The sequence below is a fragment of the Tepidimonas alkaliphilus genome (assembly GCF_007556595.1).
GTDB lineage: Bacteria > Pseudomonadota > Gammaproteobacteria > Burkholderiales > Burkholderiaceae_C > Tepidimonas > Tepidimonas alkaliphila.
The window spans coordinates 181,937-198,497 of sequence record NZ_VJNB01000001.1 but is presented as its reverse complement, the minus strand read 5'-3'; the positions used below and the strand labels follow the sequence as shown (position 1 = coordinate 198,497).

Sequence of the window (16,561 nt, the reverse complement as noted above, 5' to 3'; positions counted from 1 at the left end):
TAAATTCCTTGAACCAATGCTCATTGAGCTCGGGCTTGGTACATCGCGTGGCGGGCGCGATCGTCTCGCGTCAGACGAACCCGAAGCCACGCTGCCCTCGCCCACCTGAACCCCTGCGTTCAGGATGCCAGCCCGGCGGTTTGGCAGACACCCTCCTTCTGCGGGCTGCCGCGCTCATCCCGCCCCCCGCTGCTCGACGTTCAGGCGGATGCGTCCCGCCCTTTTCATCATGCTTGAAACCTGGTTGATTGCTGAGCTGGCCGCACTTGGCTTGGTCACGGGGCTGCTGGCCGGACTTCTGGGCATCGGCGGCGGCATGCTGATGGTGCCATTCATCACCTTCATCCTAACCCAGCGTGGAGTGGCGTCGGACCTGGCGGTCAAAATGGCCATCGCCACTTCGATGGCCACCATTTTGTTCACCTCCCTATCCAGCGTGCGCGCGCACCACCGCCGCGGCGCGGTGCGCTGGGATTTGGTGCGCAACCTTTCGCCCGGGATCGTGATCGGCTCGCTGCTGGCTGGCGCCGGCGTTTTCCATGTCATCCCGGGACGTTGGTTGGCGCTGCTGTTTGCGGCGTTTATTGCGTTTTCGGCCACGCAGATGCTGCGCTCGGCAGGTCAGTCTCAGGACAAGCCCAGTCGCGGCTTGCCGGGCCCCGCAGGGCAGTTTGCCGCCGGCGGCGCCATCGGGTTCGTCTCTGGCTTGGTGGGGGCAGGCGGCGGCTTCATCAGCGTGCCCTTCATGACCTGGTGCGGGGTGGTCATGCACCAGGCCGTGGCCACCAGCGCGGCGCTGGGTTTTCCCATCGCCCTGGCCAACGGAGCGGGTTATCTGTGGTCGGGAGCCAGCGTGGCCGGACGTCCGCCTGGGTCGCTGGGTTATGTCTTTTTGCCGGCGCTGGCGGTTCTGGCCACCGCCAGCGTGCTGATGGCGCCGCTGGGAGTGCGGCTGGCTCATGCGCTGCCTGTGGCCGCGCTCAAGCGGGTCTTTGCCCTGCTGTTGTATGCGCTGGCGGCTACCATGACCTGGGAAGCGCTGCGGGCAGGTTGAAACGGCCTGCGAGGATTGCGGCGCTGCCCCCAAGCGTCTGCGCCACGCAACGCTGCGCACCATACAACCCCGGGAAAACGCACCCTTTGAAGCCCAAGAACGCCGCGAAGCTGGAAAACCGGCTTCGTTGGCATTACGATGCGCAAATCCCGGCGGGCGTGCCGTTCGCGCCGCGCTTGGGGAGCTTGCAACCAACCAAGGATCGACTCACATGGCCACTGCAAAAAAAGCTGCTGCGACCAAGTCCACGTCCACCACCAAGTCGGCCCCAAGTGCGGCGGCCTCTTCCGCGACCAAGCGCACGCCCAATGCGGCCTTCATGAAGCCGATGACCCCGAGCGCCGAGCTGGCCGCCATCGTCGGCTCCAAACCGCTGCCGCGCACGGAAGTCACGAAAAAGGTGTGGGACTACATCAAGAAAAACAAACTGCAGGACGCGGCCAACAAACGCATGATCAACGCCGACGCCAAGCTGCAGGCGGTGCTAAAAAAACCGCAAGTTTCCATGTTTGAGATGACCAAGATCATCAGCACGCACCTGTCCTGAGGGAATGAACCGCTGTAGCCGCTTGAACCGGTTGTCACGGCAAGCGGACACAGCCGTCAGCGCCCCGCCGCTTGGCCGGGGCGCTTTTGCTTTGGTCGTCAGGCTGGCATGGCAGCGCCGCAGCCGCGCACTGGCCGCCGCCATCGTCCACAAAAAACCCCGCTTAAAGCGGGGTTTGCTCGCGAACTTAAGCCGACCACACGGCGGCTAAGATGGGAAGCCGCCGCTGTCCCGCGCTTCAGCGCACCACCGCAATTTCGGTGCGCTGGCCGCCCTTGTAGGTGTAGAGGGTCAAGGCGCCGTTTTTGATGTCGCCTTTCTCGTCGAACTCAATCAGACCGGTCACGCCCTTGTAGCTGATTTGCTTGAGCGCGGGCAGATACTTGGCCGGGTCGGCCGAGTTGGCGTTTTGCATCGCCTTGGCCATCACGTGCACGGCGTCATACACATAGGGCGCATAGACCTGCACATCCATGCCAAACTTGGCTTTGTAATCGGCACGGAATTTTTCCATGGCAGCCTTTTGCTCGCCTTCCACCCCGCCGGCTTCCGCGCAATAAACCTGCTCGTCGGCCATGCCGTCGCCGGCCAGCTTCGGCAGCTCGCTGGTGCAGATGCCGTCGCCGCCCATGAACTTGGCATTGATGCCCAGCTGCTTCATTTGCTTGAGCATCGGGCCGGCCACGGCGTCCATGCCGCCGAAGAAGATCACATCAGGCTTCTTGGCTTTGATTTTGGTGAGGATGGCGTTGAAGTCGGTGGCCTTGTCGTTGGTGAATTCACGATCCACCACCTCGCCGCCGGCAGCCTTGACGCCTTTTTCGAACTCGTCGGCCACGCCTTGGCCGTAAGCGGTGCGATCATCGATCACCGCCACTTTCTTGGCGCCGAGTTTTTCCACCGCGTATTTGCCCAACGTGCCGCCCAGATGCGTGTCGTCGGCCACCACGCGGAATACGTTGTTGAAGCCCTGCCGCGTGTATTTCGGGTTGGTGGCCGACGGCGAAATCTGGGGAATGCCCGCGGCGTTGTAAATTTGCGACGCCGGGATGGTGGTGCCGGAGTTGAGGTGGCCGATCACGCCGTTGACCTTGGCATCCACCAGCTTCTGGGCAGCCGCGGTGCCCTGTTTGGGGTCGGCGGCGTCGTCTTCGGCCAGCAGCTCAAATTTGACCGGACGGCCCTCCAGCTGAATGCCCGCCGCGTTGAGTTCGTCGATGGCCATGCGCGCGCCGTTTTCATTGTCTTTACCCAAGTGCGCGATCGGGCCGCTGGTGGGCCCGACGTGACCAATTTTGACGATCAGCGGCTCCACCGCGCTGCCCTGCGCCGCAGGCTGAGCTTCTTCTTTTTTGCCGCACGCCGTCAGCGCCAGCGCCGCAGCCGCGGCCAACGCCACTTTGGTGTAGTTTTGCATGGTGACCTTTCTGTGGATGAGCAACGATACAAGATCTGGGCACCATCGGCTTTGATGCCCGCAGGTTCACAAAGATACACCAAAACCAGTGTCATTTCGGATCATGCTGGCCATGCAAGCCTCCTCGGTTCGCCAAGGCTTCGCGCCCGATCCGCGTCAACTCCGCCCGCAGGGAGCCAGCCAGCTCGCGCAGCAGCGCTTGATGCAAGGCCGGCCCCTCCTCCGCCAGGCGCTGCTGCAGCCAACGCGCCCAGGCCGCCTGCAGTTGTTGTTGCAGATGGGGCTGCAAACGGGCCAGCACCCGCTCCACCACCTCGTCCAAGGCCGCCTCGTCGAACGTGAGGGACGTGAGAGCGGCCTCGGCCTGGCACGGTTGCAGCGGACCCGCTGAGCCGTTCAACAGTGCGGTCGCGGCCTCTGCGGTCGGCTCGGGCGCCGGCTCCACCATGTCGGTCAGCGTCGGCACCAGCGCCGGAGGCTGGCGGTGTGCGCCCATGGCCGTCACCCCTCCTGAGCCAATTCTGACATCGCGGCGCTGCGGGCAGCGCGATCGTGCACCTGCAGCGGCCAGCCGAGCTGTTGATAGCGCCGCCAGCGCAGCCGCGCTTGAGCCTTGAGTTGCTCGTCTGAGCCCACCACCTCGATCACCCGCGCCGGCGCAGCGGCTTCAATCCAGGCCAACCATTGCGGCTGCGCGTTGACCAGCACGTCGCGCACGCCTTGCGGCGGCTGCTGCGGCGCCGCGATCACAATCGGGGAGCGCCGCAGCAGCATCTCAGGCTGGTCGGCGCGCACGTGCGGCACAAAGTCGTCCGCGGGCAGCGTCCACAGCGCCTCATCCAACGCGGCCACGGCTGGCGGCTCCACGACGACCCAAACCCGCGCCCGGGCGGCATACGCCTTGGCCAGCAAGCGACAAAGATAGCCGCGCACCGCGCGCTCATCGGCCCCAACATGAAGGTGGAAGGCCACCGACGTCATGCGCGCGCCCCGCGCCGCGCACGTCGCAGCACGACCTCCGGTTCAGCCTGCTGTTCCAACAGCCAGCGCACCAGCAGCGGCACCGGCCGCCCGGTGGCGCCCTTGTCCTTGCCGCCCTTCCAGGCGGTGCCGGCGATGTCCAGATGCGCCCACGGCACGTCGCCGGCGAAGCGCTGCAGGAACTTGGCCGCCGTCACCGCCCCGGCCGGGCGGCCGCCGACGTTGGCCACGTCCGCAAAGCGGCTCTTGAGCGCCTCGGCGTACTCGTCGTCCAGCGGCAGCCGCCAGCATGGATCCTGCGCCGCCTCGCCGGCGGCCAGCAGCGCCTGCGCCAGCGCGTCGTCGCTGGCGAACAGGCCGCTGCGCACGCCGCCCAGCGCGATCACACAGGCGCCGGTCAGCGTGGCCACGTCGACGATGGCGCGCGGCTTGAAGCGCTGCGCGTAGGTCAGCGCATCGCACAGGATCAGCCGCCCCTCGGCGTCGGTGTTGAGGATCTCGATGGTCTGGCCGCTCAGGCTGCGCACCACGTCGCCGGGCTTGATGGCGCCGCCGTCGGGCATGTTCTCGCACGCCGGGATGAGGCCCACGACGTTGACCGCCGGGCGCAGCTGGGCGAGCGTCGCGAACACCCCGAGCACCGCCGCCGCCCCGCTCATGTCGAACTTCATCTCGTCCATCTCGGCGGCGGGCTTGAGCGAGATGCCGCCGGTGTCGAAGGTGATGCCCTTGCCGATCAGCGCCACCGGCGCCTGGCGCTTGCCGGCGCCCTGGTAGCGCAAGACGATGAAGCGCAGCGGCTCGCGGCTGCCGCGCGCCACCGCCAGCAGCGCCCCCATGCCGAGCCGCTCGACCTCCTTCGGCCCCAGCACCTCCACGTCCAGGTCGGGGCCGGCCAGCGCCTCGGCCGCCGCCGCCAGATCGGCCGGCCGCGCGTGGTTGGCCGGGCGGTTGGCCCACTCCTTGGCCAGCTCCACGCCGTGCACGGTGGCAGCAGCCCACTCAAACGCCCGCTGCACGGCGGCGGCCTGCGGCACGCCGAGCAGCACGCGCTCCAGCACGCGCGGCTTCGGCTTGGACAGCGTCGTCGTGTAGCGGTAGCTGGCCTCGGCGATGGCCAGCACCGCCGCCGTCACCGCCGCCTCGTCGGCGCGCGGCAGCACCAGCCCCAGCGTGCGCGGGGCCGCGCCCTGCAGCGCGCCCCAGCCGGCCGCCACCGCCTGCCGCACGTGGCGCGGACTGCCGTCGCCTGCGCGCACCGCCACCACCCGACGCGCCGCCACCTCAGGCAACCGATACGCCGCGAGCCACTGACCGGGCTCTTGCCCCAGATCGCCGGCCTGCTGAGCCTGCGCGATCCAACGCTGCAAAGGCCCGTCCGCCTCAGCGGCGACAGAGCCATCGAAGCTCACCACCACCAGGGCATCGACCTCGACCTGGGCGGCTTCAGACCACTCGAGGGGGCGAAGTTCAAAGTCCATAATTGGCGCTTGTTATCCCATGGGAGCCTTGGATGTTATTCGAATCGTCGCTGCGCCGCGAACTGGCGCGTGCCTTTGGCGCTGCGCTGGTGGTGATTCTCACCGTGGTGCTGACGATGGCGCTGGTGCGCACGTTGCGCCAAGCCAGCCGCGGCGAAGTCGATCCCCAGGCGCTGCTGCTGTTTCTGACCTATGCCCTGATCGGCCAGCTCGGCGTGGTGCTGACCGTCGCCTTGCTGGTGGCGGTGGTGGCCACGTTGGCGCGGCTGCAGCGCGACCACGAATGGATCATCTGGCGCACCTGCGGCATCAGTTTGACCCGGTTGGCGCGGCCCGTGGTGCGCGTCGCCTGGCCGATTTGGTTGGCGGTGGGCGCGCTGGCGCTGCTGGCCGCTCCGTGGGCACAGCAGCAACGCGACGAGCTGCGCCAGCGCTATGAACAGCGCGGCGATTTGCAGCGGGTGACTCCGGGCCAATTCCAAGAGTCGGCGGATGGTCGACGCGTGTTGTTTATCGATCGCAACGCCGAAGCCGACCGCAGCGGGCGTCACATTTTCGTCAGCGGCACCCAACCCGACGGCAGCTTGACCGTGATCACAGCACGCGCTGGCGAGCTGCATCGAGACGAGCGCGGCACCTGGCTGACGCTGCACGAGGGTCAACGCTGGCAGCGCAGCGCCGACGGCCAGCAGCGCGAGCTAGCGCAATTTGAACGGCATATGCTGCGTCTGGCCGACGCTGCACCCCCGGAGCTGGAGTTGCGCCGACGCAGCGCCACGCCCACCTGGAGGCTGTTGAGCCGGGGCGACGCAGCCGATCAAGCCGAATTGGCGTGGCGCGTTGGACTGGCGTTGAGCGCCATCAACCTGACGCTGCTGGGTTTGACCGCCACCGCCGCGCAGCCGCGGATGGGACGCGCCGGACACTTGATGTTTATGCTGCTGGCCTTTGTGGTTTACTACAACTTGCTCGGGGCCACTCAGGGCTGGGCCAGCCGTGGCCTAGGCGACCCTTGGATGCTGGCGCTGGCTTTGCACGGCGGCGTGGCGGCACTCACGCTGGGCTGGATCGCCTGGCGCGACCACGGCGGGCTGCGCAGGCTGCCGAGGGGAGCGCTGGCATGCTGATCGTGCGCCGGCTGGTGCACGGCGAGGCCATTCAGGCCACCCTCGGGGTGCTGTTGGGCTTCCTGGCGCTGTTTGCGTTCTTCGACTTGGTGGAGGAGCTCGGCGAGCTCGGCACGCCGTCGCTGACCCAGCCCGGGCAGCGCTATGGCTGGCCGCAGGCGCTGCTCACGGTGGGTTGGTTGCTGCCCTCGCGCGCCTACGAGCTGCTGCCGATCGCGGTGCTGATCGGCACGGTGTGGGCGCTGACGCGGTTGGCGCGCGACAGCGAATTTGTGATTCTGCGCACCAGCGGCTTGGGGCCTGGGCTGGCGCTGCGCCTGGTGATCGGTTTAGGACTGGGGTTTGCGCTGCTCACGTTTGTCATCGGCGACTATGTGGCGCCGGCGGCGGCCCGCCAAGCCCAACTGCTCAAGGCGCAATACCGGGGCGGCATCAGCGCCGGCGCCACGGGAGCTTGGCTGCGCGAGCGGCAGGACGACAGCGTGCGCATCGTCAACGTGCAAGGTTTGACGCCGCAGGGCGAGCTGCGCCACGTGCGCGTTTACCGCTTTGACGCCGAAGGCCGGCTGCGGGAAATCATGGAAGCCGAGCGCGGCCAAGCCTTGCCGTCGCGGACATGGACGCTACAGCAGGTGCGCATCGAGCGCTACCTGCCCGACGGGGCTATGCAACTGGACGCTCTGGCCAGCCTCACATGGCCGACCGAACTCACCACCGAGATGCTGCAAGTGGCGCTGCTCAAGCCCGAGCGCATGGGTACGCTGGACTTGTTTCGCTACGTGCGCCATCTGGAGCGCAACGACCAAAATGCTCAGCGCTATGCGATTGAGTTCTGGCGCAAGCTTTTCTACCCCCTGGGATGCGTGGTGATGGTGGTGCTGGCCCTGCCGTTTGCCTATCTGCACTTCCGTCAACGGGCGCTGTCGGCGCAGGTTTTTGTGGGGGTGATGATGGGCATCAGCTACGCGCTGCTCAACGGCCTGTTTGGCCACATCGGCAACCTGCTGGGCTGGGCGCCGTGGCTGGCCGCGGGCGCGCCGGCAGCGCTGTATCTGGGGCTGTCGCTGGCGGCGTTTGCCTGGCTGGTGCTGCGCCGCTGATATGCACGCGCATGATCGAACATGAATTTGCATCAATTTCGCTTCGTGCTGGAGGCCGTGCGCCGCAACCTCAACCTGACCGAGGCGGCCAAGGCCCTGCACACTTCGCAGCCAGGGGTCTCCAAGGCGATTCTGGAGCTGGAAGACGAGCTCGGGATTGACATCTTCGCGCGCCACGGCAAGCGCATCAAGCGCTTGACCGAACCCGGCCAATTGGTCGTGCGCAGCATCGAGATCATCCTGCGCGAGGTGGCCAACCTCAAGCGCATCGGCGAGCAATACGCGGCGCAAGACAGCGGCACGCTGTCGATCGCCACCACGCACACGCAAGCGCGCTACGTGCTGCCGGCGCCGGTGGCAAGGCTGCGCCAGCTCTACCCCAAAGTCAACATCAGCCTGCATCAAGGCGCGCCGGATCAGGTGGCGCGCTGGGTGCTGGACGACGTGGCGGATTTGGGCATCGCCACCGAGGCGCTGACCCATTACCCCGACCTGGTGACGCTGCCGTGCTATGAGTGGCAGCACGCGCTGGTGCTGCCCAGCGCGCATCCGCTGCTGGAGCTTGAGCGCATCACGTTGGATGATTTGGCCGCGCACCCGCTGATCACCTATCACCCGACCTTTACGGGCCGCACGCGCATCGATCAGGCGTTCGCGCAGCGCGGCCTGACCCCGCAAATCGTGCTGGAGGCGATTGACTCGGACGTCATCAAGACCTACGTCAAGCTGGGCTTGGGCGTGGGCATCGTCGCCGAGATGGCGGTGGCCGGTGACGAGCGTCCGCCGGAGCTGGCGGTGCGCCCGGCCGGGCACCTGTTCGGCACCAACGTGGCGCGCGTGGCGTTCAAACGCGGCGTATATTTGCGGCACTTTGTCCTGCGCTTTGCCGAATTGCTCAGCGAGCGGCTGTCGCGCGACCTGATCTACAAAGCGCTGGAAGGGCATGACGATGACGATCGACTGTGAGGCCGCGTTGCGCACCCCGGCGCCGCCCAGCCGCCTGCCGAACGTCGGCACCACCATCTTCACCGTCATGTCGGCCCTGGCGCAGCAGGTCGGCGCGGTCAACCTCGGCCAGGGCTTTCCGGACTTCGACCCCGACCCGGCGCTGCCGCAGGCGGTGACCGAGGCGATGCGCGCCGGCCACCACCAGTACCCGCCGATGGCTGGCGTGCCGGCGCTGCGCCAGGCGATCGCGCGCAAGGCCGCCGCGCTCTATGGCCGCGCCTACGACCCCGACGCCGAGGTCACCGTCACCGCCGGCGCCACGCAGGCCATCCTGACCGCGCTGCTGGCCGTGGTGCAGCCGGGCGACGAGGTGATCGTGCTGGAGCCGTGCTATGACAGCTACGTGCCCGGCATCGAGCTGGCCGGCGGCGTGCCGGTGCGCGTGCCGCTTGGGGAGGGCTTCCGCCCCGACTTCGCGCGGCTGGCTGCGGCGCTGACCCCGCGCACGCGCGCCATCGTCCTCAACACCCCGCACAACCCGAGCGGCACCGTCTGGCGCGCCGACGACCTGCAGACCCTGTGGACGCTGCTGCGCGACACCGACGTGCTGCTGATCGGCGACGAGGTTTATGAGCATATGGTCTATGACGGCCAGCCGCACGCCAGCCTGGCCACGCACGCGGGGCTGGCCGCGCGCAGCTTCATCGTCAGCAGCTTCGGCAAGACCTGCCACGTCACCGGCTGGAAGGTCGGCTACTGCCTGGCCCCGGCGCCGCTGATGGCCGAGTTCCGCAAGGTGCACCAGTTCAACGTCTTCACCGTCAACGCGCCGATGCAGCATGGCCTCGCGGCCTACATGGCCGACCCGGCGCCGTACCTGGGCCTGAGCGCCTTCTACCAGGCCAAGCGCGACCGCTTCCGCGCCGGGCTGCAGCGCACGCGCCTGCGCCTGCTGCCGTGCGAGGGTACCTACTTTCAGTGCGTGCGCTATGGCGAGCTGGCCGTGCCCGAGCGCCAGCTGGACGAAGCGGCGTTCTGCGAATGGCTGACGCGCGAGGTGGGCGTGGCGGCCATTCCGCTGTCGGCCTTCTACGGCGACGGCCGCAGCCAGGGCATCGTGCGGCTGTGCTTCGCCAAGCGCGACGCGACGCTGGAGGAGGCGCTGCGGCGGCTGGCGCGGTTATGAACGCGTGGCCGAAGGCGGCAGCTCGTCGCCGGGGCGCGGCGGCTCCCCGCCTCGGCGCGCCATCAGGGCGTCGAAGGCGGCCAGATCGGCGCGTGCGCGGCGCTCTTCGAGGTACCGCTCGGCCTCCAGCGCGGCCAGCTTTTCGGCCACGGCCAGCGCAATGAACTGGTTGACACTGACGCCCTCGCGCTTGCTGACCCGGTCGACCCCGGCGCGCAGCGATTGCGGCAGCCGCAGCGGGTAGGTTCGGACGTCGCTCATCGTGGATCCCTCTGCAGAAAGCGGGCCAGCCACGGCCCGGGTGGCGAAACCGGCAGGCCGAACCGTCCCGCCGCAGCACGAAAGTGCCGAACGTTGAAGGTCAGCAGGGTGTTGGCGCCGGCGTTGACGGCCGCTTCCAGCACCAGCTCGTCGGCCGGATCGCGCAGCTGCGGCCGCCACAGGTAATGGATCGGCACCGGCTCGACCAACAGCGCCAGCGCGTCGAGAAAGACCTCGACGTCCGCCTCCGACAGGCCCGCAGCCTCCCGATACGACGGTCGGCGGCAGACCGCCTCGTACTCCATGAACAGACTGACGCTGGCGGCCAGCACCAGCCGCCCCCGCCGGGCCAGCCGCAGCACTTCCGCCGAGGCGCCCGCCGGGCTGCGCAGGGCCGCAACCACCACGTCGGTATCGAGCACCAGCCTCATCGTCGGCGGATGGTATCACCTGCGATGTCGTCCGAAAACCTTTTGGCCATCAGGCCTGCCACTGCGCCAGCGCCTTGTCCAGGCGCTTGACGCTGACCGGATACGGGGTGCGCAGCTCCTGCGCGAAGAGGCTGACGCGCAGCTCCTCCACCATCCAGCGCAGCGCCTGCAGCCGCTCGTCGGCGGCGCCGCGGCGCTCCTGCAGCAGGCGCCAGACGCGCTGCTCGGCGGGGCGCAGCTCGGCCAGGCGCTGTTGCTCGCGCGCCGGATCCTGGCGCGCCTTGTCGATGCGCAACTGCACGGCCTTGAGGTAGCGCGGCAGGTGCGCCAGCTGCTCCCACGGGGTCTCCAGCAGGAAGCGCGGGCCCACCAGCCGCTGCAGCTGCTGCTGCAGGTCGGCGGCGCTGGCCGGCGGCAGGTGGCGCGCCTCCTTCAGCTTGCGCTGCGCGGCGCTCCATTCGGCAAGGATCTGCTGCGCCAGCCGCGCCACCTCCTGCGCGATCAGCACCAGGCGCGTGCGCCCCTCCTTCAGGCGGGCCTCGAACGCGGCCTCGTCCGCCGGCAGCGGCCCGGCCAGGAAGGCGCGCTCCAGGGCCAAGTCCACGATCTGCTGGCGCAGCGCCTCCGCCGTGCCCAGCGGCATGAAGAGCACCGCCATGCGCGCCAGCTCCGGCAGCTGACGCTCCAGGGCCTTGAGCGTATCGCGCAGCTGCAGCGCGAACAGCCGCCGCAGGCCGCCGCGGTGCTCGCGCGCCGCCACCTCCGGCTCGTCGAACACCGCCACCGTGACGGCGTCGCCCGCGTCGCGCAGCGCCGGGTAGCCGACCAGCGTCTGCCGCCCGTGGCGGATCTCGACCAGCTCCGGCCATGCGCCGAACACCCAGCGCGTGTGGCGCGCGGCGCTGTCCCAGACGCCGGGGTCGGCGGCGACGCCCGCCCCGGCTGGTGAGGCCGCGGCGGGAGATGGGGCCGCGTCACCCACGGAGGACGGGGGCGCCGACGCGGCGCCGTGTGACCCTCGCCCCCCACCCGCCGTCCCGGAGGGTACGGCGGCCGGCGGGCGCCTGAGCGCCGCCAGCGCCGCGAACGCCCCGCGCGCCTGGTCGCCCCACTGGGTCTTCAGCAGCGCCAGGTCGCGCCCCATGGCCAGCTGGCGGCCGTGCTCGTCCACCACCCGCACGTTCATCAGCAGGTGCGGCGGCAGGCCGTCGAGCTTGAAGTCACCCGGCTGCACCGGCAGGCCGCTGCGCTGGCGCACCTCCTGCAGCAGCGCCTGCAGCAGGTCGCCCTGCCCGAAGCGGCCCTCCTCGACCCAGCGCTCGGCCATCGCCTGCGCGGTGGCCGGCAGCGGCACCAGCCGCGCGCGCACCTTCTGAGGCAGCGTCTTCAGCAGCGCCTGCACCTTCTCGGCCAGCATCCCCGGCACCAGCCACGCCAGCCGCTGCGGATCGACCTGGTTGAGCGCGAACAGCGGCACCTCCACCGTGACCCCGTCGCGCGGATGGCCCGGCTCGTGCAGGTAGTGCGCGCGGCAATCCACGCCCCCCAGGCGGATCAGCGGCGGGTAGGCGTCGGTGGTGACGCCGGCGGCCTCGTGGCGCATCAGCTCGTCGCGGCTCAGGAACAGCCGCTGGCGCTGCTCGGCGCTGGCCTGGCGCCACCAGCGCTCCAGGTCGCGCCCGCTGGCCACGTCGGGTGGCAGGTGGCGGTCGAAGAAGGCGAAGATCAGGCTTTCGTCCACCAGCACGTCCTGCCGGCGCGCCTTGTGCTCCAGCGCCTGCACCTCGCGCAGCACGCGCCGGTTGTGCGCCCAGAACGGCAGCCGGCAATCCCAGGTGTCTTCGGTGAGGCCCGCCACCAGCCCCTCGCGGATGAACACCTCGCGCGCGGCCACCGGGTCGATGCGCGCGTAGGCCACGCGCCGCCCGCTGTAAACCGGCAGGCCCCACAGCGAGCCGCGTTCGTGCGCGATCACCTCGGCGCTGCGGCGGTCCCACAGCGGCTCGGACAGCTCACGCTGGATCAGGTGCGCGGCCACCTGCTCCAGCCACTGGGGCTCGATGGCGGCGATGCCGCGACCATACAGGCGGGTGGTCTCCACCAGCTCGGCGCAGACAATCCAGCGCGCCGGCCTGCGCTTGAGCCGCGACCCCGGGTGCGGCCACCACTTGATGCCGCGCGCGCCCTGGTAGTGGTCCTCCGTGTCGTGCTTGAGGCCGACGTTGGGCAGCAGCCCCACCAGCAGGCTCAGGTGCAGCGCTTCGTAACTGGCGGGCTCGGCCTGCTCGCGCCAGCCGTGCTCGGCGGCCAGCGTGTGCAGCTGCTGGTGCACGTCGCGCCACTCGCGCACGCGCTTGACGCTGATGAAATGCTCGCGCAGCAGCGCCTCGTATTGCCGGTTGGACAGCTTGGGCGTCGGCGGCTGCCCCGGCGCATGCTGGCCGCCGCGCGCCTGCTGCAGCCAGTCCCAGAGCTTGAGCAGCCCGACGAACTCGCTGCGCTCGTCGTCGAAGCGCGCGTGCGCGGCGTCGGCCTTGGCGGCCTGCTCCAGCGGGCGCTCGCGCACGTCCTGGATGGAGAGGGCGCTGGCGATCACCAGCACCTCGCGCAGCGCGCCGCGGCGCTGCGCCTCGATCAGCATGCGGCCGATGCGCGGATCCAGCGGCAGGCGCGCGAGCTGGCGGCCGGTCTCGGTCAGCTGCCCCTGGGCATCGAGCGCCCCGAGCTCGGCAAGCGTCTGCAGCCCGTCGGCCACCGCGCGGCGCGACGGCGCTTCCAGAAACGGGAACGCCTCCACGTCCCCCAGCCCCAGCGCCTTCATGCGCAGGATGACGCCGGCCAGCGACGAGCGCAGGATCTCCGGATCGGTGAAGCGGGGCCGGCGCGCGAAGTCCTGCTCGTCGTAGAGGCGGATGCAGATGCCCTCGGCGACGCGGCCGCAGCGGCCGGCGCGCTGGTGGGCCGCCGCCTGGCTGATCGGCTCCACCAGCAGCTGCTCGACCTTGCTGCGCAGGCTGTAGCGCTTGATGCGCGCCAGCCCGGAGTCGATCACGTAGCGGATGCCCGGGACGGTCAGCGACGTCTCGGCGACGTTGGTGGCCAGCACGATGCGCCGCGCCCCATTGGGGTGGAAGATGCGGCTCTGCTCGGCGGCGCTTAAGCGCGCGTAGAGCGGCAGCACCTCGGCACCGCGCAGCGCCGGCTGGCGGCTCAGGTGGCGGCGCAGGTGGTCGGCGGCGTCGCGGATCTCGCGCTCGCCCGGCAAAAAGACCAGGATGTCGCCATCGTGCGCGCCGCCGCGCCACAGCTCGTCCACCGCGTCGGCGATCGCCTCATTCAAGCCGTAATCGCGACTTTCCTCGAACGGGCGCCAGCGGATCTCGACGGGATAGGTGCGGCCGCTGACGTGGATGACCGGCGCCGGCCCGTGCGGCCCGGCGAAGTGCTGCGCGAAGCGCTCCGCGTCGATCGTCGCCGAGGTGATGATGAGCTTCAGATCCGGGCGCTTCGGCAGCAGCTGCTTGAGATACCCGAGCAGGAAGTCGATGTTCAAGCTGCGCTCGTGCGCCTCGTCGATGATCAGCGTGTCGTAGGCGCGCAGCAGGGGATCACGCTGCGTCTCGGCGAGCAAAATGCCGTCGGTCATCAGCTTGATCGCCGCGCCGGGCTGCAGCCGGTCGTGGAAGCGGATCTGGTAGCCGACCAGTTCGCCCAGCTCGGTCTGCGTCTCCTCGGCGATGCGCGCCGCCACCGACGTGGCCGCCAGCCGCCGCGGCTGCGTGTGGCCGATCAGCGGCCGGCGCCGCCCGGGCTGCGGCTGCCAGTCCACGCCGCCGCCGCGCCCCAGCGCCAGCGCGATCTTGGGCAGCTGGGTGGTCTTGCCGGAGCCCGTCTCGCCGCACACCACCACCACTTGATGGTCGCGCAGCGCCGCCTCGATGTCGGCGCGCCGCGCCGACACCGGCAACGTCTCGGGGAAGGTCAGCACCGGCCCGCCGGCCGGCTGGTGGCACACTATCGCTTCGTCGCGCATGGGTGCGCGATTATCCCCCTGCCCCAGCGTTGCCATGTCCACCGTGTTCAACTTTACCTTCGTGCCGTGGTTCCGCGCGGTGGCGCCCTACATCCACAAATTCCGGCACCAGACCTTCGTGGTGGCTGTCGCGGGCGAGGCCATCGCCGCTGGCAAGCTGCCCAATCTCGTGCAAGATCTGGCCCTGATCCAGAGCATGGGCGTGCGTGTGGTGCTGGTGCACGGCTTTCGCCCGCAGGTGGACGAGCAATTGCGCGCCAAAGGGCACAAGGCGCGCTTCCACAATGGCATCCGCATCACTGACGGCATCACGCTGGACTGCGCGCAGGAGGCCGCCGGCCAGCTGCGCTTCGAGATCGAGGCCGCCTTCAGCATGGGACTACCCAACACGCCGATGGCCGATGCGCGCGTGCGGGTGATTTCCGGCAATTTCATCACCGCACGTCCGGTCGGCATCGTCGATGGAATCGATTTTCAGCACTCGGGCGTCGTGCGCAAAGTCGATGTGGCCGGCATCACGCGCGCGCTGGATATGGGCGCGCTGGTGCTGCTGTCGCCGTTTGGCTTTTCGCTGACCGGCGAGGCGTTCAACCTGGCGATGGAGGAAGTGGCCACCAGCGTGGCGGTGGCGCTGCAGGCCGACAAGCTCATCTTCATCACCGAAATCCCTGGCATTCGGGTGCGTCCCTTCGACCCCCCCGGCGACGACAACCCCATCGACACCGAGCTGTCGCTGGCCGACGCCGAGGCGATCCTGGCGCGCGCGCCGGCGCCGACGCACCCCACCGACCCGGCGTTCTACCTGCAGCACTGCGTGCGCGCCTGCAAGGGCGGCGTGGAGCGCAGCCACATCATCCCGTTTGCGGTCGATGGCTCGCTGCTGCTGGAGGTGTATGTGCACGACGGCATCGGCACGATGGTGGTGGACGAGCGGCTGGAAAACCTGCGCGAGGCCACGCCGGACGACGTCGGCGGCATCCTGCAGCTGATCGAACCGTTCGAAAAGGACGGCACGCTGGTCAAGCGCAGCCGCACCGAGATTGAGCGCGACATCGCCAATTACACGATCCTGGAGCACGACGGCGTCATCTTCGGCTGCGCCGCGCTCTACCCCTACCCCGAGGCCAAAACCGGTGAGATGGCGGCGCTGACCGTCTCGCCCCAGGCGCAGGGTCAGGGCGACGGCGAAAAGCTGCTCAAGCGCATCGAGCAGCGCGCGCGCCTGATGGGGCTGGAAAGCATCTTCGTGCTGACGACGCGCACGATGCACTGGTTCCTCAAGCGCGGCTTTCAGCCCGTCTCGCCCGACTGGCTGCCCGAAGCCCGCAAGCGCAAATACAACTGGGATCGTCGCAGCCAAGTGCTGGTCAAGCGGCTGGTCTGACCTCCGCACGGACACGCCGGGAGCAATCATGCCGATCATTTCGATGGGCGGAGTCAATAATCAAGTGCAACACCCCTGATCGGCTTTGCACTTGGCGCTCGGCATCGCCCCTCCAAAAAAAACCGCCCCGTAAAGGGCGGTCGTCTGTCGCGCGAGCGAACCCGCAGCGCCTGCCGGCACGCGGGCCAGGCTGGCGTTACTGCTTCTGCTCGGCCGGCTTTTGCTCACCGGCAGGCTGCTGAGCTTGATCGCCCGCAGGCTGCGGCTGTTGGGCCGCATCGGCGGGCTGTTGAGCGGGCTGCTGAGCCGGCTCAGCCGGAGCGGCCGCAGGCGCCGGAGCGGGCGCCGGCGCGGCAGCAGGAGCCTCCTCTTTCTTGCCGCAGGCGGTCAGCGAGGCAGCGGCCAACAAAGCGGCCATCAAAGCGGTCTTGTTCATTGTCGTTCCGTTAGGGTTGGGAAAGCACCGGTTGGGGGCGCGCCCAGACGCCGCCGGCTCGACGCTGGGCTAAGAATTCTACAGCAGGGCGCGCCGTCGGGCTTGCGCGCCGCTTTAGAGTGCGAATTATGCGAGAAAACTCAGGGTTTTCCCGTGTAAGCAATCGTAACGAATG

Annotated in this window: 15 protein-coding genes; 7 read left to right on the top strand and 8 right to left on the bottom strand. The window is 68.9% G+C overall.

The genetic code is table 11. The features are described from left to right. The first annotated feature begins 229 nt into the window (after positions 1-229). Complete coding sequence (locus Talka_RS00950) at positions 230-1,054, top strand: sulfite exporter TauE/SafE family protein (RefSeq protein ID WP_143889145.1); 825 nt, start codon at positions 230-232, stop codon at positions 1,052-1,054. A 127-nt stretch (positions 1,055-1,181) separates the two neighbouring features. Beyond that, the gene (locus Talka_RS00945) at positions 1,182-1,601 is read left to right on the top strand and encodes an SWIB/MDM2 domain-containing protein (RefSeq protein WP_246100511.1); all 420 of its coding nucleotides are present in this window, start codon (positions 1,182-1,184) and stop codon (positions 1,599-1,601) included. A gap of 238 nt (positions 1,602-1,839) precedes the next feature. Here Talka_RS00945 and Talka_RS00940 read toward each other — a convergent pair whose 3' ends face one another. From Talka_RS00940 to Talka_RS00925, 4 genes are all read right to left on the bottom strand, one after another. Further along, on the bottom strand, positions 1,840-3,018 hold the full coding sequence (locus tag Talka_RS00940; RefSeq protein WP_143889143.1) for a branched-chain amino acid ABC transporter substrate-binding protein: 1,179 nt from the start codon (positions 3,016-3,018) through the stop codon (positions 1,840-1,842). A 91-nt stretch (positions 3,019-3,109) separates the two neighbouring features. Beyond that, positions 3,110-3,514 (bottom strand): hypothetical protein, encoded by a 405-nt coding sequence (locus Talka_RS00935; RefSeq protein ID WP_143889142.1) that lies wholly within the window; start codon positions 3,512-3,514, stop codon positions 3,110-3,112. A gap of 5 nt (positions 3,515-3,519) precedes the next feature. Further along, the gene (locus tag Talka_RS00930) at positions 3,520-3,999 is read right to left on the bottom strand and encodes a DNA polymerase III subunit chi (RefSeq protein ID WP_143889141.1); all 480 of its coding nucleotides are present in this window, start codon (positions 3,997-3,999) and stop codon (positions 3,520-3,522) included. Beyond that, positions 3,996-5,480, bottom strand: a complete 1,485-nt coding sequence (locus tag Talka_RS00925) for a leucyl aminopeptidase (RefSeq protein ID WP_143889140.1) — start codon at positions 5,478-5,480, stop codon at positions 3,996-3,998. The genes Talka_RS00930 and Talka_RS00925 overlap by 4 nt, the downstream gene beginning before the upstream one ends. A gap of 32 nt (positions 5,481-5,512) precedes the next feature. Between Talka_RS00925 and lptF the strand changes: the two genes are divergently transcribed. From lptF to Talka_RS00910, 4 genes are read left to right on the top strand one after another with little or no spacing between them, the layout of a single operon-like run. Next, positions 5,513-6,607, top strand: coding sequence for an LPS export ABC transporter permease LptF (gene lptF / locus Talka_RS00920; RefSeq protein ID WP_143889139.1), 1,095 nt, complete (start codon positions 5,513-5,515; stop codon positions 6,605-6,607). Continuing rightward, entirely contained in the window at positions 6,601-7,707 is a 1,107-nt protein-coding gene (gene lptG, locus Talka_RS11865; RefSeq protein WP_185970012.1) for an LPS export ABC transporter permease LptG, read from the top strand. The genes lptF and lptG overlap by 7 nt, the downstream gene beginning before the upstream one ends. A gap of 21 nt (positions 7,708-7,728) precedes the next feature. After that, positions 7,729-8,673, top strand: a complete 945-nt coding sequence (locus tag Talka_RS11860) for a CysB family HTH-type transcriptional regulator (RefSeq protein WP_185970011.1) — start codon at positions 7,729-7,731, stop codon at positions 8,671-8,673. Next, positions 8,657-9,841, top strand: coding sequence for a pyridoxal phosphate-dependent aminotransferase (locus Talka_RS00910; protein ID WP_425472621.1), 1,185 nt, complete (start codon positions 8,657-8,659; stop codon positions 9,839-9,841). Before Talka_RS11860 ends, Talka_RS00910 begins: the two co-directional genes overlap by 17 nt. Here Talka_RS00910 and Talka_RS00905 read toward each other — a convergent pair. The 3 genes from Talka_RS00905 to hrpA are packed head-to-tail and all read right to left on the bottom strand — an operon-like array spanning position 9,836 to position 14,566. Beyond that, the gene (locus Talka_RS00905; protein WP_143889137.1) at positions 9,836-10,102 is read right to left on the bottom strand and encodes a toxin-antitoxin system HicB family antitoxin; all 267 of its coding nucleotides are present in this window, start codon (positions 10,100-10,102) and stop codon (positions 9,836-9,838) included. The two genes, Talka_RS00910 and Talka_RS00905, sit on opposite strands and share 6 nt — an antisense overlap. After that, positions 10,099-10,533, bottom strand: coding sequence for a putative toxin-antitoxin system toxin component, PIN family (locus Talka_RS00900; protein ID WP_143889136.1), 435 nt, complete (start codon positions 10,531-10,533; stop codon positions 10,099-10,101). Before Talka_RS00900 ends, Talka_RS00905 begins: the two co-directional genes overlap by 4 nt. Before the next feature lie 49 nt (positions 10,534-10,582). After that, complete coding sequence (gene hrpA, locus Talka_RS00895; protein WP_143889135.1) at positions 10,583-14,566, bottom strand: ATP-dependent RNA helicase HrpA; 3,984 nt, start codon at positions 14,564-14,566, stop codon at positions 10,583-10,585. 34 nt (positions 14,567-14,600) lie between these two features. Here hrpA and argA point away from each other — a divergent pair, with 34 nt between their 5' ends. Beyond that, on the top strand, positions 14,601-15,950 hold the full coding sequence (argA, locus tag Talka_RS00890) for an amino-acid N-acetyltransferase (RefSeq protein WP_143889134.1): 1,350 nt from the start codon (positions 14,601-14,603) through the stop codon (positions 15,948-15,950). Between the two features lie 196 nt (positions 15,951-16,146). On the opposite strand, the gene Talka_RS00885 is transcribed toward argA, so the two are convergent. Next, positions 16,147-16,386, bottom strand: coding sequence for a hypothetical protein (locus Talka_RS00885; RefSeq protein WP_143889133.1), 240 nt, complete (start codon positions 16,384-16,386; stop codon positions 16,147-16,149). Positions 16,387-16,561 lie beyond the last annotated feature (175 nt).